This is a genomic window from Legionella sp. PC997, from assembly GCF_014109825.1.
Classification (GTDB): domain Bacteria; phylum Pseudomonadota; class Gammaproteobacteria; order Legionellales; family Legionellaceae; genus Legionella.
Genome location: NZ_CP059576.1, coordinates 3,478,883 through 3,505,020, shown reverse-complemented (window position 1 = coordinate 3,505,020; position 26,138 = coordinate 3,478,883). Strand labels below are relative to the sequence as shown.

Sequence of the window (26,138 nt, the reverse complement as noted above, 5' to 3'; positions counted from 1 at the left end):
ACTTTTAATCTTTAAGTATAAGTTGGAAATCTGAACATTATTAAATATCAAAGGGTTTTTGCGGGAAATTTTTCGTAATGGCAGGCAAGATTAAATGCAAACCATCATTGAAGAGCTATTTGATAGCGAAGGCCAATATCGAGGGGAGTAGTATTAATCAAGGGCCACTCTTTATTCCCCATTACACTAACGATATTGTCCGTTTACAAATGCGAGTTCTTTATATAAAAGGATGTACCAAATGTTTTTCCAAAGACTCTATTTACGCTAAATACGTATGCAGAAAAATTTTACATCTTTGTACAAAGACTAAAAATGACGTAGGGCAATTGTAAAAATAATCTCTGAGTGTTAAGAAGAATATGCGCTTAAATATAAGTCTGATAATTAATAGCACCAATACGATGAACTGTTATTATTAAAATTTAAAAAATATTCCTAGAATGAAAGTGGGGAAGGTAACTAAGTTCCATTAGCATGGTAATCACAGAAATGAAGATGATACTTCAGCGTTTGTCTTAGGTTGGTATTGCCGATAAGTCGGGATGGGTTCCCCATTCTCTTGTAATCCACACCCATCTTTCCCCATATCTCTAATCTTATTAAACGCATCTTGCGCTGCTTTCTGCGCTAGTTCTACTGTTTTGCCTTTGGTGGAATCCCATATCTTTTTCGCATCAGGATCCATATAAGGAGATTTATTTTCTTTCGCTGCTCTCTGGTATTGCCTTAACACATCATAATTGCCTACATGATAAGCTTCCAATATTTCGGTCAGCGCATGGATTTTCAAATCTCTTTTTTTATCCTGATGATATAAGCGGGCAGCAGATGTCCGGTCTTTACGTAAGGCAGCAATATGTAAGCGGATCTCACCTTCTATACTTGGATCAGGTTTATACTCGCCTAATTGTTTGCTATCAGAGAATTCTTTTTTCCGCTCTCGATTGTTGTCTTCCTTGTAATCCTTGTATGCAGATGGAGGTAACTTGGGTATAAGGAGACTATGTTTAGGGAAAAAGGTCATTTCGGCAGTGTTAAAGCAATCATCGTTCCGGACCCAGCACCCTAGAGTATTGCTGAGCTTTTTTTGGGCCTCTTGACGTTGGGCATCTGTTTGACTCCCATATTTCGTGAAGTCGGTACCCCAAAAAACACGAATACCTTCATGCGACTGTACGAATTGATGTGCTAAAGACATAGGGTTATCTTTATCTGTAGTGGCATCGTTCTTCTCATAGTGTCTGGCATGAGTAAAAAAAACGTCTGTTTTTTGTGTTACTGGATTGAGGCCGAGGATGGCTAATCCCATACATCCATTGAGGCCTGAAGTCCATAACATATCTACATCAGAATGTTCGATATCTTCGATAACCAATCCCGGACCCTCCCCGGTATCATTACCACTTAAGCCAATGACATGTTTTATTGCCGTTTCAAACCAGCTGTCTTTGCCCACTTGAGTTCCTTTAGGAAATGAAATGTCCTTTCCCCAGCAATGATCACATGAGTATAACGTATCTGGATTGAGTTCTTTAGAATACATGATTAGCCCAGGATTTGATGAGCAGTTATAAAAAGTATAGTAGGAAAAATAGAGAACATTTGCGCTATAAGGGGGGGAAATTAGCGAATCAGAATTAAAGAAGATATATCAAGAATTTTTGCCTATAGGCTTAGCCATTTCGTTAATCTCATCATTCAAGAAGTGAGGGTCTGCAAAGCATTTTTAATGAGCAGCCTCAACTATAGTTCATTATGCCTCCTTCATTCTTTTTTATTTTTCCCATTGACTTGGTAATATCGTGTACATTTTAAACTATAATAAATCATCAGGATTTTTTTAATTAATCTTAGGAGTGATTGAAATTAGAGGTAGCGTATTGTGTTAAAAAAGCATGAAGATACCTTTGTGAAAGAGGACAGTAAGAATTTACCCAATGTTAACTATTTATGGATTGGTCCTCCTAAAATTGATTCTTCCGGAGAAAATAAGTTAGGGTCTGATGTTGAGGATGTTATTGAGGTCTCACGAAGATGCTCGAATAAGATTTGCTATTATTGCCTTGATGAACATGTTCCACATTATCATGATTTATTCAAAAAGCATGATTGCACTGTAGCGGTTAAATCAATAGATCAATACATCGCAGCCATGCAAAAAAATGAGGATCCTTATATCCGGGAACAAGCGAATAAAATGTCGGAGGTTAGAAGAGAGCTTTTGGCGGAACCTCGCAATCGAATTGTAGATAGAGTGGCCTTTAAAGATGCTTTCTCTTTATTCTTACTAGCAACTGAAGGTGGATATGCGTTAGATGCAAGCGTCCGATTTGCCGATAATACAACTCACTTTACTTTTCCACTTGAAGATAATTTTAAAGCACCTGTGGGTCAAGAGTACGAATCATGGATGTTATATGCATCCCCTACTAAATTAGATCAACCCAGAGTTGCATTGGATAGCTATTTATCAAGATGGGATTCTGTTCAGCAGATAATACGCGAAAATGTGGATGATATTCATAGAATTTCTAAGTTTCATCAAAATAATGCATCCTTAATCATTGATTCCATTACCAAAGCATTACATTCAATACCCAGCAATAATTTGAATAAATGGAGATTTCAATTTGATAAAACCAATACAAGTTTAGCAAAAGTAAATGGTTTTCCTCTTGTAAAAATGTACCGTAACAGCCATAAACCTCATCTTGAAGTTAGAGAAATCATATTGAAAAGGATCACTGAGTATCTTAAACAACCGAGTGAGGATCAAGACAATCGAAATGAACTCATTTCTCACTTAGAAAAAGAACTCCATAAACTTAGAAATACTGATGCTGATGACTACCGCAAGATGGTTATATTAAATGCTAAATTACATCAAGTTTTCGAAGCATTAAAAGAACTAGACAGGTGTTTTGAACAGTTACCCAAGGACAATAGCGAAATTAGTGCTCATGTGGACAAAGCATATCATCAATTAAAAAATTGGTTGCAAGAAAAACCCCAAATTTCCGATGAAAATCCACAAATGATTATGGATAAGTTTAGGGAAAATATAGATAAGGTCTCCCCAGAGGTTAAAAAACAATTAGACAATATCCTTTTGGCTAAGGCTCATGAAGATTTATCCAGTAAAAGAGACCTAAATCATCTTGATGAGAATGGAATGTCTTTATTCCACTTGGCTGTTTTATCTGAAAAGCCCGCGACGATTAAAGCGCTTTTGCAAAAGAAAGCGGAGCCCAACACATTGGATTATGCTGGGAAAAGTCCACTGCATCTCGCAGTCCAAAGCGGCAATCATGATCTTGTCAGAGCACTCTTGCCTAAAATAAATGGTGCTAACCCTAATGTGCTTGATGGGGATGGGTTGCCCCCATTACATTACGCTATTCAATTGAAGCAACAGGAAATGGTTGGTTTTCTTTTACGGCGACATGCAAATCCTGATATGCAAGACAAACAAGGGCTTACTGCCTTACATCACGCGATAAATTCAGGTGATATGCCACTCTTTAACCTAATAATCGATGCGTTAATTAAAGAAGGTCGAGGGCTTAACGCTCCCGATCAAAATGGGTTGCCCCCCTTGGTATACGCATTAAGAAAAGGTAATCCTGAAATGATAGAAGTCCTTTTAAAAAAGGGTGCAAATCCAAATTTTGAAGATAAAAGTAACTTAACCATTTTTCATCATTCAATAAAAACAAATCATCCTGAGTTTCTCAAAACATTCGTTGAGTTCGGGGCAGATCCAAACATACCAGGAAAAGGAATATCTCCATTACATTATGCGGTTTTTTTCGGTACTGCTACTTCGGTAGAATCCCTATTAGACGTAGGGGCAGATCCCAATATACGGGGTAAAGATAATAGAACCCCCTTGCATGTAGCTGCATCCCAGGGAAAAAAAGAGGTCGCAGAATTGCTGGTAGGTGGAGGGGCTAAAATAGATGTTATTGACAATAATAAGAAATCTCCAGTCGAGTATGCCAACTCCAAAGGATTTCTATCAATTGCTGAAATGCTCATTAAATTTCAAGAACAGAAAACTGAAATTTCCGAATCAGAAAAGTCTAAAGATACATCAGCTGTTTTTTTACCTACAGTATCTCAAAGTCAACAAGGCTTTTTTGATCATTCAAAAGAGCCAATAAGCACTAACCCAATACAAGAATTTAAATTTGGAGAAGGGCCTAAAAAGTAGGTGCACGAACGAGTTGCATCCACCTTTAGGCAATAGGGATAAGAATCTTAGCACTAAGTTAGAATATCAAAGGGTTATTGCGGGTTTACTACCACTCAGCGATATGACGCCTAAATCAAGAATTAAATATTTTATTGGTGCCACCAAAACGGCACCATTCGCAGACAATTTCAGCGCTACAAAGACAGTTAAGGTGTATCCAGCATCGCCTCTTTACAGTGTGCGTCGGGATGCTCTCTTGTACTTATGCTGTAAAATTCGTACTATAAAATTTATAAATATCAATGGGGTTAATATGAGGCGAGCAGGTTTATTTATTATAGGGATTCTCGTTATTCTAGGATTTTTTATTATCAGTGGTATCAATAAAATTCCAAGATTGGATGAGAAAGTTAAAGCATCCTGGATGCAAGTACAAAATCAATATCAAAGACGATTGGATTTAATTCCTAATCTTGTGAATACAGTTAAGGGGTACGCTAATTTTGAAAAGTCTACTTTAACCGATGTGATTAATGCTCGCGCCAATGCAACAAAAGTCACCCTTACCCCGGAAATGTTAAACGATCCTGTGGCTGTGAAAAAATATGAAGAAGCACAGGGCGCTCTGTCTTCAACCCTATCAAGACTTATGGTGGTTGCAGAACGATATCCTGAGTTAAAAGCTAATCAAAATTTCTTGGCACTGCAATCTCAGCTTGAAGGAACAGAAAATCGAATCGCTATTGCGCGAAAAGATTATATCGACACCGTTCAAGAGTATAATACAACGATTAGGACGTTCCCTGGGATTATTTGGGCGAAAATTTATGGTGCCCAAATTAAACCTTCATTTACAGCAACTACAGGTGCGGAAAAGGCACCCCAGGTGAGCTTTTAACCTATGCGTATTAATGCGCGTCCGTTAATTGCATTTATACTAATCCTTTTCTTTTATTTAGGCAGCAGCTTAGCAGTTGCTGCACCCAATTTTCCGACCCTAACGGGCAGAGTCATCGACAATGCGCAACTCCTAACCCCTAAGGCCCAGCAGGACCTCGAAACTCAATTAGCTAAATATGAACGAACTACAACGAACCAAGTAGTGGTATTAACCCTCCCTACGTTAAACGGTTATGATATAGAGGATTATGGCTATCAACTCGGACGTCATTGGCAAATTGGACAAAAAGGCAAGAATAACGGGGTGATCCTTATTGTTGCGCCAAAAGAACGAAAAGTACGGATAGAAGTAGGATATGGATTAGAACCTGTTATAACCGATTTGTTAGCCAATCAAATAATTCAAACGGTTATCCTTCCTTCTTTTAAGAAAGGGGAATATCAAAAAGGGATTATCGAGGGAACCCAGAGTATTCTCGATGTATTAGGTGGGGGTAAAATTACTAAAACCAAAGCCAAAACTCAAACATCGTCCAAATACGGCTGGCTGGAATGGCTTTTCTTTCTTTTAATCATTATTTTTTTCATTCGCAACCCTAGTCTTGCCTTTTTAATATTTGCGGGTTCCGGAAATCGATTCGGAGGAAGAGGTGGAGGGGGCGGTGGAGGGTTTAGCGGCGGGGGTGGTAGTTTTGGCGGCGGAGGTTCATCAGGATCATGGTAAAGATTTTTTCAACTTTAGAGTCAGAGCAAATCACCAAGGCAATTGGTTTGGCGGAGCAACGTACTTGTGCCGAAATTACGGCGGTTGTTGTCCCCAGAAGTGATCATTACATTGCCGAAATGATGCTGTATGGTTTTGTTTTTGGAAGTTTAATCAATTTTGTATTGTGGGAAATTACAGGATTAAATAAATTTCCTTTATTTTTTTTAATTCAACTGTTGTGTATGTTTCTGGTGCCTTTTATTCCAGGTTTAAACCGGGTTTTGCTCTATTTATTACCCAGGAAATTACTGTTCCATCGCGCATCTCACTTAGGTGCAGAGGAGATATTGGCCCTTACTAAGGCGGTATCTCATGAGATTCCTGTTGTTTTACTGTTTATTTCCATAGCCGAACATTATGTTCATATTTTACCCAATCACAGGGTTGCTAATAAAGTGGATGAAAAGTCATGGGATCCAATTATCAATGGATTTATTTTAACTTTAAAAAGAGAGAATTTGACAAAAGCCTGTACTGAAACAATCAAGGAAATAGCAACCCTTCTTGAACCCATTTTTCCTGAGGATGCAGGAAAAAATTTATATGAAGATGAAGTGCGTCATGGCTCAAAATAAGGTAGAAAATCATTAAGGGCAAGGGCGCAGACTAAATGGCTTCATGCCCCAGCGATGCACTATATTAAGTATAATTTTCCTATATTCGCTACCAATACAGTATTTAATTTTGTAATTCATCCTAAATGTTCAATACACTAGTTTTTGTGAGTCATTTAAATATTCTTCAACGGATATTTGAACCGTTTCTTTATGTTTTTCCAGTTTTCTTGTGTAATTGATATCTTTGGCATGAATACTGAAATTCAAAAAGCTCCCCTTAACCGGACAAAAAACTCTCTTTTTTTGTATCCATTTTTCTAAAGAATCTCCATTAGTAGAGGCTCTGGATTGTTTAATAACTTCAGGAAGCTTATTATAGACTTTCATAGACTGAATACTACGTATAAGAGGGGTCAATAGCTCCATACCTTCTTGAGAGAAATCAGCTAGCGTGAACATTTTTATATTCTCATGTTTGGTGCCTTCCAATGTAGTAACTCTTTCAAGCAACTCATATAAATCCGCAGGACAAATATTTAACAGTAATGCTGCATGCTCTCGTACGAATGTTTGACAATGCTTCCCGGAATATTGAATGTTTCCCTCTCGACCATCAAAATAATAATGCTTCCCATCGGGGAGTGCAGCTCTAAGTTGATCAAAAAAACTTTTTAGAGGGCCGTGCATATTAAAAGCATCAAGAGTTAAAGTGTTAAAAACACCCTCTTTAAAATAAAAATCCACGATAAACCAATGTTCGAGTAAATCATTTTTTACGCCAATTGCAATTTGAAATCGATAGTTTTCGGGTAATTCGCTCATTGAAGCATTCAACGTTTCAAAAAAAGATGGAAGGCGTCGTAAGGAAGTCACATAACATTGAAATTTTTTTCCTTTTTCCAAAGACGACTGTTTTTTAAGTTGCATTAACAGGTACATATCAGGAGGGGTAATCCCATATAAGCTTTGATTTTCAGTTTTTGATTGCATGGTAAACTCAGATAATAAGTGTTCTGTACAAACATTCTACAATATGGTTATTAATTTAATATTAAGTGAGATTCTTTATTCTTGGATTAAACGAGGAGAATCATTCCGATTTGTATCAAGCAAATTGAATTTCGAAGCTTTATGACAACTCTTTCGTTGGTCTTTAGTAGTTACTACATAAGTCTTTAAAATGATTAACTATTTCCGAGCTCAAAGGCTATGAAAAACTCTCTATGAACTACAAAATCCTTATAGGCTGCGGCATTGTCTTTAGATGAAGAGGATGTTGCTAAGAGATAGATGTCCAGTTTTTAAGCAGTTATTTCCATTTTGGAATAAATTAAATTCTAAAATTATCCATTCAAAAATTACATTTATTTGAATAACCTCTGTTAACAAAACTGATTAAATATCACACGACACGAAGCTCTTTTTGCAATAAAGAGTATGCATTGAAACACTAAATATAAAAATTATGAGTATTTATAGAGCTATTATCGAATTAGAACAGCTGCATAAACAACACCTTTATTCAGATCAAAAATTATTTATAGAAAATAAATTAAGACAATTGAAGAAGTGTTTCAAATCACCATCCCCAGCTTATATTTATAAAATTTATGAGCAATTAGATTTTAAAATAAAAAACCTTCCTCAAGGATTTTATCAACTAAAATTGCTCAAAGCCAAAAATGCTGTATTCGAAGTTATTAAAAGACAGAGAATTTTATCGGCCAATAGAAAATTTAATTATAAAAATGCTACCCATGTAGATGAAGTATTACAGGAAATTAACAATAAGGGTGGGAAGTTAATTCTACCCATCCAACAAAGTAAAGATAGTTTATGTGGTAATTCACAAGGTGAATGCGCGGGCTATATCACTGAATGGGCGCTTTGTTTGATTAATGGTAAAAGACCTTTTGGTGTTATTGATCCACACAACTCTCCTTTTAAAGCAGCTAATGCAGACGTACGGCGTTTTTTTCCAAATGCTAATCACCTTGCCCCTTTAACAGAAAGAATTTGTCGCCTACAAGATTTATATGGTTCACGCTTATGGAATGGAAAAATCGCAGATCAATTTTCTCTTAGGCCTGTTTGTAAGCAAAATATCTATTCTTTACATTTTCATAAAAATACTGAAGAAATAGCATCTAAATTAATTTACTTAACGAAACAAAATACCAGAGAAGTATTCCACATTTCTTTAGTAGGTAATTCTGGTCACTCTTTGGGATTTTATAAAGATGATAAAAAGAAATATCACTTCCTCGATCCCAATCTGGGATGGTTTATGTTTCAAAGCAGTACAACATTTGAAAAATTTCTACCCTATTACTTTAAAGAATTAAATTATAATCATCCCTATTGGTCCTATATGATCAATTCTTATTCTTTAGAAGGTACTCCTCATGCAACGTTACCTCACTCTTTTTTGTCAGCGGGCATACGTTATAAACTTAATAGGCTGTATGGGAATTATATCGTTTTAGTAGGCAAAAAAATAAAAGAGAAAATAAATAGCTTTATAACCATGTTTTTTTCCAGAGATGAGAAAGAATCCAAAAAACCTTATAATTTTCGGCCGTCTTTTAATAAAAATGTGTCATCTAAAAGTGATTTTAAATTACTACATCCGAATACCCTTTTACATTCACAAGAATCTTATCATAATATTGCGGGCAATCTTGCTATGCCTACAACAAGATCTAATCGTAGAAGAATTTACAATCCTCAGCAAAAAGATTTATTTAACTCTCAATCTCCTAGAATCCAAGGAGTTTCCTCTGGCATATTTGAAGCAAAACCACATAATCCCAATGTAGAGGATATCGATGCCATTAAATTGGTGCCATCTCGGCTTTTGGCAATTTAGCGATCCACCGTACAAACGCAGTTGTATTGCCTCACCTAAAATAATTCACGGACAAGCAGCTTACGAGGGATACCTTATTGCATGAATTATTTCAATAATCAATAAATAAGAGGGGATTATCTTACTAAGCTGATTTAGTATGTAATTACTGAGCCATTGAATGATAAACCCTGAGAGAAATAAACTTGTTCCCTATTTAAAACAGAGGTGATTGATTCAAACCACCTCTTAATTTTTAAGAGAACATATTTTCCAAAGGAGTTACCTTTTCATCAGAATCTTTGGATTCTGGCTTAAAAAAGCCGTTTTTTTCTAAAAAAATTGCGGTTTTTCTTTTACCTGCATCTTTTGAAGGTTTCTCTTTTAATGTTTTTGGAGAACTGGACGTATTTAACTCTTCAAGTTCTTCTGATGTGACAAGTTGTTTTCGTAGGTTATCCAATAAATGGATGAATAAGATCGGATTTTTTTTGTCGGCTAATTTTAATTCATAATAATATCGATTATTTATTTCTAAAATTTTCAGAACAGCACATTTTAATTTTTTAAAACAACGTTTGAAAAGAATTGATTCTTTTTGGATTTCATCTCTTTTCTTGCTTTGTTGTTTATCTGTTTTAAATCTCTTGAGATGTAAACTATATAAATCAATCAGCACCTCCGCGGTCTGAGTGGGCTTATACATCTTTTTATTTATCACTATGCATGGAAGTATGTGGTTGGGTAAAAAATCATTATGGAGTGTATCGAGGGCTGATTCTATTGCGGGTATATTATTTTCCAAATCTAATAAATCCGCTTTTCTAGGTTGTAATCTGACAGAAGCCCAATATTGACTTTCTTCATCAACGGCCCTGAACTCCTGGATAAATGCGGTCATATTGGTTTGATAGGTAGTTATTTCAAAGTTAACCAATAACTTAACCTCCAATATTTTTTTTAAAACCATACCCAAGGTTTCTGCTCTGAGTAATGGATTGGGATTTCCATCAGTTGCAAAGGTAGCTTCCGTTAAAAGAAGTCCTAAGAAGGGAAGCGCACTTCTAAATGCACCGTATACTTCACGCAAGTATTTTGAGTTTTTTTCGGAGGAAATTAATTTATTGATTTCCTCGATATAACGGAGATCTTTAGTTGACAATCCCTTAAAAGCAGTCGGTATCCGAGAAGCATTCTTGTCATACAAACGAGAGATATTTTTGTTATTAAGAATACCTGCGATAAGCATCATATGGTTGAGATCAGGATAGTTCTCTCCTTTAAGTGGACATAATGCCTGTGCTAAATCAATAATAAACTGAAGGGCAGTTTTTAAATTTTCCGGTGGCTGACTCAAAATTTTAAAACAGAAGTAACTGCTCAATCGGTTAAAGCTGCCTGTCAATTCCTTTATATTGGGGGAAAGTATGTCTTTATCCGCTTTTAGCCAATTTCCATCATTAAATTCTGTAATTGAAACTTTTTGATAAAATGTAATTGTCAGCTGTCTTAATTCGTGGGCTATTAACAAAACCTCATCTACTCTCTCTCCTCGGGTTTTAGCTAGTGCTTGGTTAACTAACTGATCAAAGGATCTATTAGCATCGATTAAAGTAGGGCAACGCAACTGACGGTTTAAGCTGAGGAAATTATGTAATAATGGACAATTGGTGTAAACAGAGCTCGATTCAAGCCCTTCCTTTAAATGCTGGTTAAGTTCACTTCCAAGCTCACCTAACCCTTTATCCTTGTCACTGTTGATATTACAAAAAAAACGTAACTGCATAGAGAGTGTCGGAAGCTCTGCGATCCTGTTAACCGCACTGTAACATAGCAGTTGCATTACAATAAGATTCGCAATTAATTTCTGATCTGCATCAAAGTGAACATATAAGGTTCTTAGGCTAATCAAAACTTCAATTAGCGATGTAGATCCCAATACACCCAAGGCCTGGTTAGTAATTTTCTCCAGATTAAACTCCCTTTTGGATTCAGGCGTTTCCTGGCAAGCAGTTAGGAACCATAACAAACTCAACGGTTGATTTTTTTGTGGCGTGCCTTCAGAAAATAAAGGGACTTCACGAGGTTTGGAATCTTCAAGTGAAATATGAGGTATCAGCAATGCTATAAACTGATTCATTAAAATATTAATTTTTTCTTGAGAGTGAGTGTAAATGCCATCGACGCTTGGATAAAAAATGCCTATTGCGTCTGAGACCACTTTTTGAAACTCAGGATGCGTAATCAGCTTGGGGTCAAAGGTGAAATCTTCAGGAAAAAAGTTTGTTTTGCACAGCTCATGAAATTTTTTTTGGGCGGTTAAATATTCCGCGGAATGCTTGTCTAATCGGTATTCGCCCACCATTTCTTGCAAAAATAAATTTATCTGTTTACTGGTTGTGACTGCAGTATTCTCCTGATCCGATACAATTTTTAAGTTTGAAAGATCTCGTTCTGGAGAGCTTTCTCCTTGAAGTCTTAGAGAGGAATGAAAGGAATCAAAACTGGAGGACGGAGATGAGGAGTAATCTGACCCATTCCTGGAGGAGAGTAGTGGAAAGAAGTCTCCCAATTTTTCTGCAGAACCAGGAGTAGATTTCCGATATCTTAAATCCAGTGATTTTATGTGGCTTAAATTAATCGATAATAAAGCCTTCCTCAATTCAAGTTTACTTCCCGCCATATCAAGTGGGGTTTTTTCCTGTTCGTTTTTAACAGCACGATCACATTTTCCTGTATTCACTAGAGATTGTATGGCCAAAACATTATCGTGTAAAACAGCCTCATGTAAGGGGGTATTGCCCAAGTTATTGGAATTATTAATCAGTTCGGGAATATATTCCAAAAGCACCTCCAAGGTTTCAGTGCCTTCTTCACTTCGTACGGCATAATGCCAAAGAGTAGCATTATTCCGATCGCCCAGAACAGCAATTTCTCGCCAGGGCCTATCCTGCATTAAACGCCATGTGGTATCACTCAATAAGGCTTCCAATACTTTAGGTTTATTTTTTAAAACCAAAAGATGAAAAACTGTCCTATCGAAGATATACCTTTCTTTAATGAGCTCTGGATCTTTGGTAAACCATTTTATTAACTCTGCCGCTATTTCTTTTTCATCTTTATCAGAAAATATGAGTTCCTGTATTTTTTCTTTATTCATTCACTTGTTCCTTTCAGAATAAACCGCTCTCTTAAAGAAGTTAAAGATTTTGTAGTAATAACTTTAAGGTCTCTTTTAGAGCTTTATCTTCGTAGCATTTGCTCAAAAGTTAGAGTTTTATGTTTAAAAAGGCTTCTTACATCAAAAAAGTATTGGAGATATAAAACCTTTTTTAATCTCGTCATAAATTGGGCTAATCTTCTACTACTAAATCGGTTCTAATCAATCCAAATTGCTCTTACCAAAGTGACTTATTTTAACCAAAAAATCATCCACAGCTTGGTTATCCGGGGTTCATTTTATTTTTAGGATGGGTTTTTAGCAATTTATTCTAAGCGCATCCTGTGAGTGATGTATTTAGTTTTGCGACTGACGTATCTTAAATTTTACTCAGACTATTTAAAAAATTGGATTATATCACCTTCTTTTTCTCAGACGCATTGGTATGGTATGAGTGAAGATTATGGTTCAGGTTTTAAGAATTGATTTCTATTTATTAATTTTGGTTCTATTTATTATTAATGTGTTGGAGGCTTGGAGTCTAAAATTTAAACCACGGATTTCGCTGCGTTTTTCCAGGCATTCATGAGGAAAATTTCTTATATGATTCAATGACGAATTTAAAGGGATAAAAAATATATTTCTTGGTCTTTTTATCAACTTTTCAACTCTAAGGGTTGCTCATTCTGATCATTTCAAGTGTATTTTTCCTAATTAGCAAATCAGGACTAACTTATATGAACATGATAGATGTCCTTTCAGTTTGCATTATTACACTAGGAGTAATTGGAGAAACCTTGGTTTAAGAAAAAAATCGATTCTGGATGAAGACAGCAAATATACTACTCAGTCCACATAAGACCATTCCCCAAATAAAATCGATTAATGTTATCTTCCAAGGCCAGCTTGCAAGGATTGAATAATTGGTGAAATCATAAATTCCATAGGTTACCAATCCAAGGATTACTCCACCAGCAAATGCTTGCATATAATTACCTTGTGCGCTGGGCAGGACAAAATAAACAATCCCTAAGGTGATGCAAACATAAACGACTGCTGCTGCCCACCAAATAGGTGCCATGCCAGTTTCCGACTTACGTAACAACATACCGATGTTTTGAGCATAAACCGATTTCGCAATGATCCCCAACCAAATCATATCCAACACAAAGATACAAAACATTGTTAAGAAAAAAAGTCCTATAAGTTTCATTATCATCTCCTTGAAATGAATAACTACTTTTTCACTAAATTCTGCTCTAATAAAGATTTGGGCATCGGTTTAACATCCAAACCCTTCTCATGAGCTCTGATTAGGTAATAGGTAGTATCAATTTCCCACCACCGAAAGCCTTGATGTGCTGACGCGGGATAATGAGGGGGATATTATGCCAAGACCACATTTCACCAATACCAGTGCTCCATTGAGGCCCTTAAGTCTGGAGTATCTGAACCATTATGGAATTTAATCCCTAACTCTTCTCTAAATTAAAACGCTCACCTATTGAATAATTAATTATTTTTGGGGTGCTTTGCCTTTGAGTAAAGAGGTATATAGTCAAAACTGGGTGAACCACTTTCCGAGCCACATTCATCGTAAGTATTATCAGCACACAGAAAAAATTCCTCTGCCCCATATTCTGCTGCCCGAGACATAGCCTCGTCAATAGAGTTGAAATGCCATAGTTCTTTTCCTTTATGAATGAACTCATCAGAATCTTTAGCGATAATTTCAACGATGTATTCATGAAGCTCGATGGGTGAGTAAATTAAAGCGATTGCTCTAGATTCACTCTTAGCCTGTTTGATTAATCCTTCGCGAGTTTGATTTGCCATGATTTATATTCCTTATAAAGGTATTTGCTAAATTATAATTGTCACTTTGCTGATGAATTGACAATTGACTAATGGTAATGCTCCTCTGTTTTACCTCTAAAAAGTGAATAGGCATACAATGTATATGCAAGCAATATGGGTAACATAATAGCCACGCCGACCAAAATAAATGTGAGGGTCGAAGATGGGGCTGCAGCTTCCCAAATCGTAATCTGATGTGGAATCAAATAAGGATAAACACTAATAGCTATGCCAATATAAGAACACAAAAAAATGATAATACTGTAAATAAAAGGCTTGCGTTCGTTGTTAGAATTTAAAGATAAGTTTCTCCAGGTAAGATAAATTGCAAAGGCCGTAATTAAAGGAAGTGGACTTAATAATAAAAAATTAGGAAATTGATACCAGCGATTGAAGACTTCGGCGCTGTGCAATGGAGTCCAAATGCTAACAAAAATCAAAAAGAAACTCACACTAACCAGTAACCCTCGGGCATAATGCACCATTTTACGCTGAAGTTTGCTTCTGCTTTTGATAATCATCCATGTAGCCCCAAGAAGCCCATAACCACTTATTAGGGCAATCCCGGTAAATAAGCTAAAAGGAGTTAACCAACTGGACTGACTAATCGCCATTGTCTGAGGGTTCATTGAGAACCCCTGAACAAAACATCCTAAGATGACTCCTTGAAAAAATGCTGCTGCAATCGAACCGGTTGCAAATAGCCAATTCCATACAGGTTTCGACTTATCCGCTTTAAAACGAAACTCAAAACTAACGCCGCGGAAAATCAATGCTATCAACATGAACATGATAGGGATATAAAGAACGGGCAAAAGAGCCCCATAAACTTGAGGAAATCCTCCATATAATATGGCACCACCAAAAACCAGCCAGGTTTCATTACCATCCCATACGGGGGCAATTGAATTCATCATCTTATCTCTTTCGCTTTCACTGCTGGTAAAGGGAAATAAAATTCCAATCCCTAAATCAAAACCATCTAAAATGACATACATCATGACAATAAAAGCTAGTAATACCGCAAATATAAGTGGAAGCATTATTTTTTCTCCACATTTAGATCAGTCATATACTGAAATGCATGATGTTCGACTTGTTCTTGATCAATGACTTCAGGACCTAAACGAATGAGTTTCAATAAATAATACAGATAAAACCCAAAAACAATTCCATAAGCAATCACAAGCAGTATAAAAGAGATAATCACATCCTCAGCACTAATCGCAGAGATGGCATCATGAGTTTTTAATAACCCGTAGACCACCCAAGGTTGTCTTCCAATTTCAGCAGTGAGCCATCCGGAAATGCTGGCAATAAAACCGAGCGGTGTTAGTGCAAAACACCAATAATGAAACCATTTAGTCTCATAAACTTTGTTTTTGTAACGAAGAAACAGTCCAGCAATGGCCGTGGCGAACATCAAAAGACCGATGCCTACCATAATTCTAAATGAGAAAAATACGGGAGCAACTCTTGGTTGTTGGTCAGGTGCAACAGAGTCTAAACCCACCATTTTGCCATCCCAATCATGAGTATTAATGAAGCTTGCAAGTTTGGGAATTTCAATAGCATAGTTATTTTGTTGTTGCGTCTGAGAAGGCCAAGCAAATAATACTAATGGAGCGCCACTTTGAGTATGCCACAATCCCTCCATGGCCGCTGTTTTAAGCGGTTGATGCTCTTTAACCATGAGACCTACAACATCACCAACACCAATTTGCACAGGAACAAGAATCAAAGCTGCCCAAAGTGCAAAGGACATCGTTTTCTTTGCTGCTTCCATTGTTTTTTTGCGAAGCAAATAGTATGAAGCAACACCCATGATGACAAAGCAAGTGGTCACATAAGAGGCCAAAATCATATGGATAAACCGAGGTACGAATGAAGGGTTCATCACTACAGACCACCAGCTAGCAACTACGTACTTTCCTCCAATTAACTCATACCCGCTAGGCGTTTGCATCCATGAATTTGCAGACATAATCCAAAATGCAGATATGGTTGTCCCCAGAGCTACCAGCAAGGTTGCAATAAAATGGAATACCGGTGGTACTCTTTTCCAACCAAAAAGCATCACTCCCAGAAAACCAGCTTCAAGGAAAAAAGCGGTCAGTGTTTCATAGGCAAATAGTGCACCCAAAACGTTACCGAATTGAGTGATAAATGGTCCAAAATTTGTTCCAATTTGATAGGCAAGGACAATGCCTGAAACAACCCCCATTCCAAAGGTAAGAGCAAAAATCTTAGTCCAAAATTTACATATCTCGAGATAAACTGTTTTTTTTGATTTTAGCCAAAGAAACTCCATGATGACCAAAAAAACAGCCAAGCCTAAATTCAATGTTGGAAATAAAATATGAAACCCTATGCTAAAACCAAACTGGGCACGTGAAAGAATTTCCACAAGCATTTCATTACTCCGCTCGTACTACTTGAGTTTTGTAATGTAGTCTTTGATCAAATTAGGAACATGACCTACTGCATTTAAAATGCAGTATGACTGCATTACGGGATTAATATAAGATTATCGTATATGCACAATAAATAATCAAATACATATCTTCTATTCTTTCAAATAAATTATCAATAAGCTTGCTATTACAATGGTGGTTACTCCTGTGCGCATCTTAAAATAAGAAAGGTCCTCATATTCGTATTTTAACAACCAATAATCTAAGCACCAAAGAAGTAAGTATAGGGGGACTAAAAATGCCGAATAAGGCAATGTTTTACTACTGCCCCATAGAACCCATAGGATTAGAACTATTATGACACTTGCAAAAAGGATTGTGCGGTTAGAAGAATTCGAACGCATCACATATCCCCAAAGAGTTCCGGCCATAAAACTAGCAATAAGTGTTGCATAAGAGTAAAACAATGGTTGTGTGGAACCGAGGTATGGGAGCTCGGTGATTCCTATAAGAGAGCAAAATGCAGCAATAAGAAAAGGGAGGGCTCCTAAATAAGTTAAATATATAACAAGACCGTTTTTTTGTACCATTGCATTTCCCTCATCCGGCTATTGACTAGTAGGAATATTTTAATTCAATAATCTTGATTGAATTCCAATGACTAGATAGTTTGTTTCAATGTAACAAAAAATCTTTGTTCACATAAGTTCTGTGTTTTTCTGAGTCCCTTTAATTCATAGCAGAACGGATTTATCTGCTATGAAATTTAATGATTTTCTATGAAAAATATTGAACTTTTAAACTTCATCAAGCATAGTGAATTCAATTTTCCTTTTTTGCGAAATTTCACGATGGGTCATTATTTGGTTATTGCGGCAAGCAGTGCAATAGGGCAATCGGTTACTACTTTTTTGACCAAGCGTGGCGATAAAGTATTCACCACTGCAAGGGATAACCATAAGATTCATCCAGATTTTATACTCGATGCCAGTAATTTTGATGCAGTTACCGAAGTTTTTCATAAAGTCGGCTCAATTGATGGGGTTGTCAATTGCTCAGGCTCATTACTTTTGAAGAGTGCCCACACGACAACATTTGAAGAGTTTCAAGCCAGCATTAATTCCTCTTTAACAACCGCATTTGCAACAGTTCGTGCAGCTGGTTTAATGATGAAACAAGGCGGCTCGGTTGTATTGATTTCATCAGCAGCTGCATTGGTTGGAATTGCAAATCATGAAGCAATTGCTGCAGCCAAAGCAGGGATTATCGGACTTGCTCAAGCAGCAGCTGCTACTTATGCACCCAATAACTTAAGAGTTAATGTCGTAGCGCCAGGAATGGTGAATAGCCCACTTACCGCTTCCTTATTAAATAACCCTTTGGCCTCTAATGCCTCAAAAATGATGCATGCTCTTGGACGTATAGGGACGCCAGAAGATATTGCCCAGGCAATTATTTTTTTACTTAGTCCTGAGAATAGCTGGATAACAGGGCAGGTTCTTGCAGTTGACGGGGGTTTAAGCCGTGTTCGTCCTAAGATGAAAATTTAACTAGCTACAAAACAATATATGACAAATCTTTGTTTTAATTTGGCAATTAATTAAGTGAGACATTTTCTGCATTCAATGAAATCAATAGGCATCATGAGGTTGTATTAGTGCGAGTTAAAGAGGAGGGCAACTAAGTCACCATTTATCGCCTCGATAAAAACTTAAAGTGTATTTTAAAAACTAAATTTATACTTAGGATAGAGAGCTTAAGTGAAAGAAAAATTTGTTTGATTGGCATAATTTAAGTAAGGTAGAATCTCATTAGACTCCTCAAATTGTTAAGGATAATTAATGAGTTACAAAATTTTAATTGCCATCGTACTAGCAAATTTATTATCAGTATCCTATGCAATTGATAATCCAGTACTACCTCCTTCTATGCCACCTGAATCAAATGAACCATTGAGTTCAGCTGATCCCTACCAATACTGTTTTAAAAATTCAACATGGATAGTTCCTCCCCAAACATTGCTAGCCTATCTCTATGATAATGCTAATTTTACTCCAGTTAGTGACCAAACGGTTTGGGTCATTTCCAGTTATAATCATGGATATTTTACTGGACAATCTTATACCAGTTTAAGTAACAGTGTCTTATCGCAAAGATATTTAATAGGCTCTGTGACTTCCGAAGGTAAAGTCTACATTACTTTTTATTCCGGGACCTCATCAAGAACGGATCTCGTCACTGGGATAGGTGATTTGCACGTAAAAAGCAGTGGTCAATGTTCTTTCATTATGCAAATGAATAGTGGACAAAACGGTGTCAGTGGTTTAATTCACTGGTCTTATATGATACCGGTTAAACCGGGTGATGTTTTTTATAATAACCTACCTGGTACCCATATGAGTATCCCACAGTTTTTGGCACAATTTTAATAGTATCTTGAACCCTATTTGGGCTAATCGAAAATGGAGTTTCAAAAAACAGACATGAAAAAAATAGTTCTTTCTTTAATGATGACTGTTGTCAGTAGTTTTACATTTTCTGGCAGCATGGGGCCAATTAACCCAGAGCCCAATTGGACTGGATTTTATCTTGGTGCTAATGCGGGATACTGGAGTTCTCAAGACAATAAAGTTGTCACCACGGGTTCGACAAGTTATATCAACCAAACATTTCCATTAGGTGCTAGCAATATTGCAAGTGCATTAGCTCAAGTGGCTACTAACAATTTTTCGCTTCATTCCAATGGATTTTTAGGCGGAGGCCAAGTTGGCTACAATTATCAACAGAGCAAACAGGTTCTACTGGGGCTCGATATCAGTTTCGATGGTTTAACTGATTCAGATCATTCCTATGCCTTGCAAAAAGTGGTCAATTTAATGGACTTTGAGGAGTACTATGTAGGGGCTCTGGCTGTTAAACAAAAGATTAATTATTTGGGAACGGTGAGTGCTCGTTTAGGCTACCTGTATCATCCAACCTTTTTAATCTTCGGCACAGGAGGTTTTGCTTATGGTAATGTTGCATTGGATGCCTCTTGGACAGCTCATGAATCATTAGGGCCAACAGTTTTTCCAGCGATCTCCATTCAAAATAACTTAAGTAAAACTCTCCCCGGCTGGACTGCTGGTGCAGGAGTGGAGTGGTTATTTAAACCCAATTGGAGTGCAAAAATTGATTACACATACTATCGTTTAAATAATTTGAACACGCCTGCTGTACTTGCTCAACGCAATGGTGCTGAAACACCCACTGTTCTTTGGGGAAGTGCAGCTGTGAGTACTGCACTTACTCCTTCTATTGGGAGCGTTAGAGTTGGGATAAATTATCATTTTACATAGATTACTAGTATAGGGTGCAGTAGAGCAGATGCTAATTGTTAGCAAAAAACAGGGTGCTAAACCAAAGGTTGTTCTTGCATCCCGATTTGCTCTTAACTATGGGTTACAATAATCACAATATTGCGGTTCAGCTCCTTCTAAACCATCTTTTCTTGGGTGTGTCTCCTGATAATCACATTGTATACATCCCCAAACTTCTTGAAGGTATAAAGAAGTGGGGGATGCGCATGCATTACAAGGTAGCTTGCCTGCGGTTTGTTTAAACCCAAAACCGGGAATAGAGCATTTGGGGCAACAACATTGAATTCGGTGAGCTAGCTTTTCGGCGAGTACAGAAATCGCCTGCATCCTCAAGGGATTCATCATCGCTCTCATATCCGTTGCGAGCAAAAGTTCTTTTTCTTGTTGAAAGCCAAGAGATAATGCAGTCTTGAGTGCTTCAATGTCTCTAATCCCTTTTGCAATAACTTGTTTATCTCTGTTGGTTTGAAGGGTTAGGGCATGCTCAGGGAAGCCTACTTTTTCTAAAAAACCATCAAGCTCTGTTTGGGGGGTTATCGTTATCGTGCGATAATTTGTTTTGGGTGTAATATGTTGCTCTGCAATCACCCAATTGTTTTTGCAATCTAAAAACACCATGATTTCATGGTCACTGGGAATAAATGGAAATGCAGGATGCGGACCAAAACTTCCTTCACTCGCAATCGCCAAATCATACCCGTAGTGCTCCGCACCACGCCTTGCTTTTAAAACGCAGGTATCATAGGGAGTTAATGTCCTTGCTATCTCACCAGTAAAGGTCCCAAATTGGTCGGTATCGAAATCGTGCACATCCAGTGTGCACGAGAGTTTAGCAAAAAATACTTCAGCAATTGCTTTTTCTTTCTCATGTTTTGAGGCAAGCAAAACCGACTTATTTCGATAGTCCATCATTATGCTCCAGTGATTGAGTGGAAATAATCCATTCGGGCTACATCAACATCTGAAACAAACATTACGCCCGAATTTTGTTGAAATAAAGTTTTCATTCCTAGAGCAAGGGTTGCAATCACTTCCTCCGGGGCTACGGCAAGAAACATAATCAATGAAGCCCTATCATTGAATAATATTTTTCCTTCATGAAATCCGTTATGGCCTTTACCTGATATATTTCTGAATATCGTAAATCCGGTGACTTTTGCCTCTTCCATCATCGAGCTGATGAGTTGCTCATGCTCTCCAGAGACTATGATTTCTATTTTTTTCATAGGATGGAGGTTAATACCAATATCCTTGCGTTCTTGAACTTTGATAACATTCATTTTTTTCTCCTCATTTTAGTGTGCTAGAATCCAATTGCCATCTTGATTGAGCTTATAGGCTTGACCATCACTTGGTTCAATGATGATGAGGTGAACCCATTCATTGAAGAACAATGTTTTTAAAATCGCTTGACGCGCAATGATGTTTGCTACACGTGCCTGTGGTGCATAGACTACGGTCAGTAAACGTTGCGGTTGATGGTATGGGGTTTCATCGCGACTCATCACTGATTGCAAAGGCAACCCATGCATTAAATCACTGCCATTGCCTTGCAGGATTCCCATTTTACCGGTGACATTGTGGGTGATTTTGCTGCCACTTCCATAAGCAACATTATCGAGAGTTGAAAACAAATATTGCGTATTAATCCATTGCGCAACCACCATGGGTGCAGTCAGAATTGCTTCTAGGAAACTCCCTTCGGTGTCTTGTTCCCAGTCATAAGAATGTAAAAAGCATCGGCCATCAAGATTGATGTTTTTTGTTAATGACCGTGGCGCCACAATAAAAGCAGCATTGCGCGCAAGCCCCCATTCAGGTCTTGTTTCAGACCAATCCTGACTTCTTCGCGTAATGTCTTTTTCTGCATGCTTTGAATTTAATTTTCTACCACGTTCTGAATTATTACTCGATTTTGCCTTCTCCAAATCAATAAGTAACTGATTGACTAATTCTGGATAAATTACTTTACTTGTATCCAGGTTATAAAGCTCAATAGAGTCGGTGGTAGTATTGTGTAGTGCGGCATAAAAAAGCGTGTCGATTGGAATGTGAATTCCTTTATCTTCCAAAGCTCTTCGAACGTCATTTTTATTGAGGATTCTGGCTAAAAGCTTGGCATTGGTTCCACCATGATTCCCGCCACAAGCACCACAATCTAGAGCAGATGCGTAGGGATTGTTTTCGGTGGTGCTTCCATGACCGCAAAGAACAATCAGTTTTGCAAAATCTGAAGTGAGCCCCATAAGTCGTAATACGGTTTCGGCATAATCAATCTGCTCACTTAAAGCGATGCCACATTCCACATTATCCTCATTTAATTCAAATGAGGGCTCTGTTTGAAGTTGAGGTGCAATCAAATGATTTAATGCTTGGCTTGTTTTTTTGGTATAACTTGGGGCAAGCGATTGCAAAAGCATCTTCAGGCCACACCAAGCACCAAGTGTTTCAACCAAAGCAAAAGGCGTTGCAAAATTATATTTTAATTCTTGATAGATTTTGCCAAGGGTAGTCTTAATCGTCTTTCTCTGTAGGTGTTGCTCCATTAAAAAGCTATTTGCTGCAATTGGTTTTTCATCAACATGAAAACGTGGTTTTAATAATACAGGACAGCAGTCTTTTGTTTTACTACTCCCAAACTCCTGTACTCGAATGGGGAGGCCAAAAAAGCCAGCAAATCCTAGAGTTTCATAATTTCCCAGCTTTTCGATACCGCGTCGTATGGGTTCTGAGCGGACATCAATACAAAACACCAGTTGCGCATCTGCTCGTTGGTTCTTGGTGAACTCCTGATTAGCTTCAGGCAGCAGTGTTTTTAGCAATGCCTGCTCGTAGTTTTTTTCATTGTTTTTTATTTCTTTAAGAGCCTCCTGAACCAAAGAGCCATTTTCTTCGCTTTTTTTTTCACAAGTTGCGTCAGGCCAAAGCAAACAGGTAATGACCAGACGTACCGCAAGAAAGTCAGTGAGTGTCACCGGTTGTTTGTCTGCTGTTGTGGGATTTTGCCAGTGGGTTTTCCATTTCACAAAACCCGCCCATCCCGGTAAATAAAGAAAGGTTTGGGTGATGAATTCTTCGGCTTTGTCTGCGGGTACCTGCAGTTTTTCCAGACAAAGCATAATTGCCTCTTCTGGGCAACAAGGCAAAGTCATTAACCATTGTTTTGCCTCTTTTTTATTCTGATGCAACTTTTTGTCAAAACACGCTAATTTTAAAAATCCAAAATAGAACCCTTTGTCTCGATGCGGCATTTCGATAGCACCTTGTCCAGCATCAAAAAAACCACCACACCATTTAATCATCTGCAGGTTGACGTTTTCCAAAGGACGATTGCGTGGAGCTTCATTTCGTCTAAAACCACCTTTTGCTAAGGCTTCTTCAAAACTTTGAGCTTCAAATCCATGCAAGGGGTTGCACGCGATAAATGTTTCTAATGGCCAAACCGGAGCAATACGTTGGGCTGCATTTTCGACTAAGGCCCGCACTTCAAGTCTCTTATTTTGGGTTTTGACTGAAGTATTTGTTTTTATAGGGTGCTCATTTGTTTTTTCTTCGTTCGTTATTACTCTTGCTGTGCTCATGATTACTCCTTAGGGTAATTAGTATTTATAATCAGACCGTACTGCTGTGATAGTGCTTGGTGAAGGCTGGCTTTGGTTGAACAAGTTCACGTAGAGCCTGCACCAGAAATTGGATTCTTTAATTTTTTTCATAAAGCCAAGGTTAATCAGTAACCAGGGCAATACGAGTAGAGCTAAAGTACCTAGATGCAGCATTGATAGCTTGGGCAAGTAATACTGAGTTAAGTAAGGAAGAAGTAATTCAATCGCATGAATACTTGCGCCATAAACTAAACCGGCTAAGGAAGACATCAAGAGTCCAATCGCCATGTTGATGATCGACAAGCGATTGCTCAATAATGCGAGCATCAATTGCGTTCCTGCAATGAATGCAAAAACCAGTAAGAATGAGGTTGCTTGTAGAGATAGGATGGGCTTATTCGTCATAAACGCAAAACCAAGCATGCCTAAAAACCCACCAATACTTGCAATTAAAAAGATAATCGGTTTGTATGCAGACTCTTTAGGCTCGTTACTTTTTTGCGCAATGACAGAGCCCGAGCTTAGGAACAAATAGGCTTTAAACAAACCATGCCAACACAAGTGAGCTACAGCGGCGGCAAATAATCCTAGACCGCATTGCATCATCATAAATCCCATTTGCGCCAGGGTAGAGCACGCCAGCATTTTCTTAATATCATGCTGCATAAGCTTCCAAAAAGTTCCTAAGAATGCTGAGATGGATCCTAGAATGAATACAATCATGAGTAAGTGACTCGATGCCGCAAAGAGTGGGGCAAATTTTACAATCAGTATTCCACCGCCATTTACAAGACCTGCATGCATCAGCGCAGAAACAGGGGTTGGCGAATTTAAAGAGCTAATCAGCCAGCGATGAAATGGCCAAATCGCGGATTGGGTTAATGCGGTGAGCATAATTAGCGTCATTGCAGGCACAAAAACAGAAGAACTTATAATATCTTTCTGGTTTAAAGCCTGAATGGAAGTAGTGTCAGTGCTTAAGGTTATTAACATGAAGGAGGTTAACAAACTGATGCTCCCTGCTAATAAGCAATTTAGGGTGAGCCGCCCCGAATTTCTGGCTGCAGTCCATTCGCTTTTATGAACCATTAAGACAACTAATAACAGGTTGCTTAGCGACCAGGAAAGCCAAAACAGAAAGAGGTTGTCAGCAAGAACCATAACTACAGCACTTAAGGTAATGGCTGCTAAGGTACAAAAATAACGCGAATAAAGTCGGTCGCCATCCATGTACCTTAGAGAAAACCGATGAACGATAAAGCTTACTACTAAAATTAAACTACATAATAATAGACTTAAGGTATTAAAGCTGATGAGCAAATAAGTCACCGGCATTTCTGAAAAGCTCAGATGGCTTAATAGAAAAACACCGATTATAAATCCAAGGCCGATAAAGAGACTTGCCAAGCGAGCCGCAGAGCCAGCTCTTTTCCTGTCACTAAAACAGTTAATGAGCAGTGCGTAGGCTGGACATACCAGAAGTGCACTATATAAAAAAAGTATTATTGTATTCACAGTATTCACCATTAGAAATTGTTCTGCTAGAATGAAAATATATTAGATAAACTTATATAAGTAAAATTAATAATTTTTATATATTTCATTAGGAGTTCTAATGAGTCTTGATACAGTGACCTTGCAATGCTTTTTGGCGGTTGCAGAAACACAAAGTTTTACAAAAGCAGCCCTTCGGGTCGGACGCACTCAATCTGCAATCAGTCAGCAGATTGCAAAACTCGAACAACTGATTGAAAAACCATTAATTCTTCGTGGGCGTGAGTTGTCTCTGACCCCTGATGGAGAGCTTTTTCTCGGCTATGCAAAGAGGATTTATGAACTTCATCGTGAATCACTTGACCGATTTAAAGCGCCAGATCTTCGTGGCGAGCTTCGTTTTGGTTTACCTGAGGATTTTGCTTCGATGATTTTATCGGAGGTACTAGTTGAGTTTTCCCGACTGCATCCCCGAGTGATGCTCAATGTTGAGTGTGATCTGACTCTTAATTTAATCGAGCGATTTAATCATGGCGATTTTGATTTGATCTTAATTAAAACCAATCAAAGAAATCAAATTGCTGAAGGCGTAGATGTGTGGAATGAGCCAGTCGATTGGGTAGCGAAAAGAGAGCTTTTGACTCAATTTAACAAAACCACACCAATTCCGCTGGTGCTTTCACCAACACCTTGTGTCTACCGTGGGAACGTAATTGGTTCTCTAGAGAAACATCACTTAAACTGGCGTCTTGTGTTTAGTAGTCCAAGTTTTGCTGGGAAAATGGCTGCGGTGCGGGCAGGTTTAGGCATTACTGCGATACAACGCAGTATGATTCCCAGCGATCTTGACCGTCTTGATGAGGATTTTTTACCTAAGTTAAGTGATATTCATGTATCTTTGTTAAAAAAGAAAGAAAACAATAAAGCGATTGAATCACTTGAGTTTTTTATACTAAAGAAATTAAAACATTAATGTCTTAAGA

The 26,138-nt window shown here is 37.7% G+C and carries 21 protein-coding genes; 9 read left to right on the top strand and 12 right to left on the bottom strand.

The window, feature by feature from the left end; all coding sequences use genetic code 11:
• Positions 1-484: 484 nt before the first annotated feature.
• A complete protein-coding gene (locus HBNCFIEN_RS15300) occupies positions 485-1,546 on the bottom strand; it encodes a hypothetical protein (RefSeq protein ID WP_182391916.1) in 1,062 nt (353 codons plus the stop codon).
• 339 nt (positions 1,547-1,885) lie between these two features.
• Between HBNCFIEN_RS15300 and HBNCFIEN_RS15295 the strand changes: the two genes are divergently transcribed.
• The 4 genes from HBNCFIEN_RS15295 to HBNCFIEN_RS15280 all read left to right on the top strand — a co-directional run bounded on the left by HBNCFIEN_RS15295 (position 1,886) and on the right by HBNCFIEN_RS15280 (position 6,439).
• The gene (locus HBNCFIEN_RS15295) at positions 1,886-4,216 is read left to right on the top strand and encodes an ankyrin repeat domain-containing protein (protein WP_182391915.1); all 2,331 of its coding nucleotides are present in this window, start codon (positions 1,886-1,888) and stop codon (positions 4,214-4,216) included.
• 295 nt (positions 4,217-4,511) lie between these two features.
• On the top strand, positions 4,512-5,096 hold the full coding sequence (locus HBNCFIEN_RS15290; protein WP_182391914.1) for a LemA family protein: 585 nt from the start codon (positions 4,512-4,514) through the stop codon (positions 5,094-5,096).
• A gap of 3 nt (positions 5,097-5,099) precedes the next feature.
• Entirely contained in the window at positions 5,100-5,822 is a 723-nt protein-coding gene (locus tag HBNCFIEN_RS15285; protein WP_182391913.1) for a YgcG family protein, read from the top strand.
• Positions 5,816-6,439 carry a hypothetical protein gene (locus HBNCFIEN_RS15280; protein ID WP_182391912.1) on the top strand — a complete coding sequence of 208 codons (624 nt, stop codon included), beginning with the start codon at positions 5,816-5,818 and terminating at the stop codon, positions 6,437-6,439. Before HBNCFIEN_RS15285 ends, HBNCFIEN_RS15280 begins: the two co-directional genes overlap by 7 nt.
• Before the next feature lie 129 nt (positions 6,440-6,568).
• Here HBNCFIEN_RS15280 and HBNCFIEN_RS15275 read toward each other — a convergent pair whose 3' ends face one another.
• Positions 6,569-7,411 (bottom strand): hypothetical protein, encoded by an 843-nt coding sequence (locus tag HBNCFIEN_RS15275; protein WP_182391911.1) that lies wholly within the window; start codon positions 7,409-7,411, stop codon positions 6,569-6,571.
• A gap of 475 nt (positions 7,412-7,886) precedes the next feature.
• Between HBNCFIEN_RS15275 and HBNCFIEN_RS15270 the strand changes: the two genes are divergently transcribed.
• Positions 7,887-9,290, top strand: a complete 1,404-nt coding sequence (locus HBNCFIEN_RS15270; RefSeq protein ID WP_182391910.1) for a YopT-type cysteine protease domain-containing protein — start codon at positions 7,887-7,889, stop codon at positions 9,288-9,290.
• 235 nt (positions 9,291-9,525) lie between these two features.
• On the opposite strand, the gene HBNCFIEN_RS15265 is transcribed toward HBNCFIEN_RS15270, so the two are convergent.
• The 6 genes from HBNCFIEN_RS15265 to HBNCFIEN_RS17890 form a co-directional block, all read right to left on the bottom strand.
• Positions 9,526-12,429 carry a RasGEF domain-containing protein gene (locus HBNCFIEN_RS15265; RefSeq protein WP_182391909.1) on the bottom strand — a complete coding sequence of 968 codons (2,904 nt, stop codon included), beginning with the start codon at positions 12,427-12,429 and terminating at the stop codon, positions 9,526-9,528.
• A gap of 802 nt (positions 12,430-13,231) precedes the next feature.
• Entirely contained in the window at positions 13,232-13,642 is a 411-nt protein-coding gene (locus HBNCFIEN_RS15260; RefSeq protein WP_182391908.1) for a DUF2177 family protein, read from the bottom strand.
• 299 nt (positions 13,643-13,941) lie between these two features.
• The gene (locus HBNCFIEN_RS15255; RefSeq protein ID WP_182391907.1) at positions 13,942-14,265 is read right to left on the bottom strand and encodes a hypothetical protein; all 324 of its coding nucleotides are present in this window, start codon (positions 14,263-14,265) and stop codon (positions 13,942-13,944) included.
• A gap of 68 nt (positions 14,266-14,333) precedes the next feature.
• Complete coding sequence (gene cydB, locus HBNCFIEN_RS15250) at positions 14,334-15,329, bottom strand: cytochrome d ubiquinol oxidase subunit II (RefSeq protein ID WP_182391906.1); 996 nt, start codon at positions 15,327-15,329, stop codon at positions 14,334-14,336.
• Positions 15,329-16,699, bottom strand: coding sequence for a cytochrome ubiquinol oxidase subunit I (locus tag HBNCFIEN_RS15245; protein ID WP_182391905.1), 1,371 nt, complete (start codon positions 16,697-16,699; stop codon positions 15,329-15,331). Before HBNCFIEN_RS15245 ends, cydB begins: the two co-directional genes overlap by 1 nt.
• A 153-nt stretch (positions 16,700-16,852) precedes the next feature.
• Positions 16,853-17,290, bottom strand: coding sequence for a DUF3429 domain-containing protein (locus HBNCFIEN_RS17890; protein WP_182391904.1), 438 nt, complete (start codon positions 17,288-17,290; stop codon positions 16,853-16,855).
• Positions 17,291-17,551: 261 nt separating this feature from the next.
• On the opposite strand from HBNCFIEN_RS17890, the gene HBNCFIEN_RS15235 reads away from it, so the two are divergent.
• The 3 genes from HBNCFIEN_RS15235 (at position 17,552) to HBNCFIEN_RS15225 (ending at position 20,038) form a co-directional block, all read left to right on the top strand.
• Positions 17,552-18,250 carry an SDR family oxidoreductase gene (locus tag HBNCFIEN_RS15235; protein ID WP_182393724.1) on the top strand — a complete coding sequence of 233 codons (699 nt, stop codon included), beginning with the start codon at positions 17,552-17,554 and terminating at the stop codon, positions 18,248-18,250.
• A 291-nt stretch (positions 18,251-18,541) separates the two neighbouring features.
• Entirely contained in the window at positions 18,542-19,129 is a 588-nt protein-coding gene (locus HBNCFIEN_RS15230; RefSeq protein WP_182391903.1) for a hypothetical protein, read from the top strand.
• A gap of 54 nt (positions 19,130-19,183) precedes the next feature.
• Complete coding sequence (locus tag HBNCFIEN_RS15225) at positions 19,184-20,038, top strand: outer membrane protein (RefSeq protein WP_255464254.1); 855 nt, start codon at positions 19,184-19,186, stop codon at positions 20,036-20,038.
• A 96-nt stretch (positions 20,039-20,134) separates the two neighbouring features.
• Here HBNCFIEN_RS15225 and HBNCFIEN_RS15220 read toward each other — a convergent pair whose 3' ends face one another.
• Genes HBNCFIEN_RS15220 through HBNCFIEN_RS15205 form a run of 4 tightly spaced genes read right to left on the bottom strand, consistent with a single transcriptional unit; the run spans position 20,135 to position 25,176 of the window.
• A complete protein-coding gene (locus HBNCFIEN_RS15220; RefSeq protein WP_255464253.1) occupies positions 20,135-20,971 on the bottom strand; it encodes a DUF6671 family protein in 837 nt (278 codons plus the stop codon).
• A complete protein-coding gene (locus HBNCFIEN_RS15215) occupies positions 20,971-21,339 on the bottom strand; it encodes a P-II family nitrogen regulator (protein WP_182391901.1) in 369 nt (122 codons plus the stop codon). Before HBNCFIEN_RS15215 ends, HBNCFIEN_RS15220 begins: the two co-directional genes overlap by 1 nt.
• Before the next feature lie 15 nt (positions 21,340-21,354).
• Entirely contained in the window at positions 21,355-23,640 is a 2,286-nt protein-coding gene (locus HBNCFIEN_RS15210; protein WP_182391900.1) for a DUF2309 domain-containing protein, read from the bottom strand.
• 18 nt (positions 23,641-23,658) lie between these two features.
• Positions 23,659-25,176, bottom strand: coding sequence for a proton-conducting transporter membrane subunit (locus HBNCFIEN_RS15205; protein WP_182391899.1), 1,518 nt, complete (start codon positions 25,174-25,176; stop codon positions 23,659-23,661).
• A gap of 100 nt (positions 25,177-25,276) precedes the next feature.
• Between HBNCFIEN_RS15205 and HBNCFIEN_RS15200 the strand changes: the two genes are divergently transcribed.
• Positions 25,277-26,128: a LysR substrate-binding domain-containing protein gene (locus HBNCFIEN_RS15200; protein WP_182391898.1), complete on the top strand. Its 852-nt coding sequence runs from the start codon at positions 25,277-25,279 to the stop codon at positions 26,126-26,128.
• The last annotated feature ends 10 nt before the right edge of the window (positions 26,129-26,138 follow it).

Excerpts from the sequence above, each read along its gene's own strand:
- HBNCFIEN_RS15255 (WP_182391907.1), bottom strand. The coding sequence starts at position 14,265 with ATGGCAAATCAAACTCGCGAAGGATTAATCAAACAGGCTAAGAGTGAA.
- HBNCFIEN_RS15300 (WP_182391916.1), bottom strand. The coding sequence starts at position 1,546 with ATGTATTCTAAAGAACTCAATCCAGATACGTTATACTCATGTGATCAT.
- HBNCFIEN_RS15280 (WP_182391912.1), top strand. The coding sequence starts at position 5,816 with ATGGTAAAGATTTTTTCAACTTTAGAGTCAGAGCAAATCACCAAGGCA.
- HBNCFIEN_RS15215 (WP_182391901.1), bottom strand. The coding sequence starts at position 21,339 with ATGAATGTTATCAAAGTTCAAGAACGCAAGGATATTGGTATTAACCTC.
- HBNCFIEN_RS15220 (WP_255464253.1), bottom strand. The coding sequence starts at position 20,971 with ATGATGGACTATCGAAATAAGTCGGTTTTGCTTGCCTCAAAACATGAG.
- HBNCFIEN_RS15225 (WP_255464254.1), top strand. The coding sequence starts at position 19,184 with ATGAAAAAAATAGTTCTTTCTTTAATGATGACTGTTGTCAGTAGTTTT.
- HBNCFIEN_RS15270 (WP_182391910.1), top strand. The coding sequence starts at position 7,887 with ATGAGTATTTATAGAGCTATTATCGAATTAGAACAGCTGCATAAACAA.
- HBNCFIEN_RS15210 (WP_182391900.1), bottom strand. The coding sequence starts at position 23,640 with ATGAGCACAGCAAGAGTAATAACGAACGAAGAAAAAACAAATGAGCAC.
- HBNCFIEN_RS15265 (WP_182391909.1), bottom strand. The coding sequence starts at position 12,429 with ATGAATAAAGAAAAAATACAGGAACTCATATTTTCTGATAAAGATGAA.
- HBNCFIEN_RS15285 (WP_182391913.1), top strand. The coding sequence starts at position 5,100 with ATGCGTATTAATGCGCGTCCGTTAATTGCATTTATACTAATCCTTTTC.
- HBNCFIEN_RS15290 (WP_182391914.1), top strand. The coding sequence starts at position 4,512 with ATGAGGCGAGCAGGTTTATTTATTATAGGGATTCTCGTTATTCTAGGA.
- HBNCFIEN_RS15235 (WP_182393724.1), top strand. The coding sequence starts at position 17,552 with ATGGGTCATTATTTGGTTATTGCGGCAAGCAGTGCAATAGGGCAATCG.
- HBNCFIEN_RS15200 (WP_182391898.1), top strand. The coding sequence starts at position 25,277 with ATGAGTCTTGATACAGTGACCTTGCAATGCTTTTTGGCGGTTGCAGAA.
- HBNCFIEN_RS15230 (WP_182391903.1), top strand. The coding sequence starts at position 18,542 with ATGAGTTACAAAATTTTAATTGCCATCGTACTAGCAAATTTATTATCA.
- HBNCFIEN_RS15260 (WP_182391908.1), bottom strand. The coding sequence starts at position 13,642 with ATGAAACTTATAGGACTTTTTTTCTTAACAATGTTTTGTATCTTTGTG.
- HBNCFIEN_RS15275 (WP_182391911.1), bottom strand. The coding sequence starts at position 7,411 with ATGCAATCAAAAACTGAAAATCAAAGCTTATATGGGATTACCCCTCCT.
- cydB (WP_182391906.1), bottom strand. The coding sequence starts at position 15,329 with ATGCTTCCACTTATATTTGCGGTATTACTAGCTTTTATTGTCATGATG.
- HBNCFIEN_RS15245 (WP_182391905.1), bottom strand. The coding sequence starts at position 16,699 with ATGCTTGTGGAAATTCTTTCACGTGCCCAGTTTGGTTTTAGCATAGGG.
- HBNCFIEN_RS17890 (WP_182391904.1), bottom strand. The coding sequence starts at position 17,290 with ATGGTACAAAAAAACGGTCTTGTTATATATTTAACTTATTTAGGAGCC.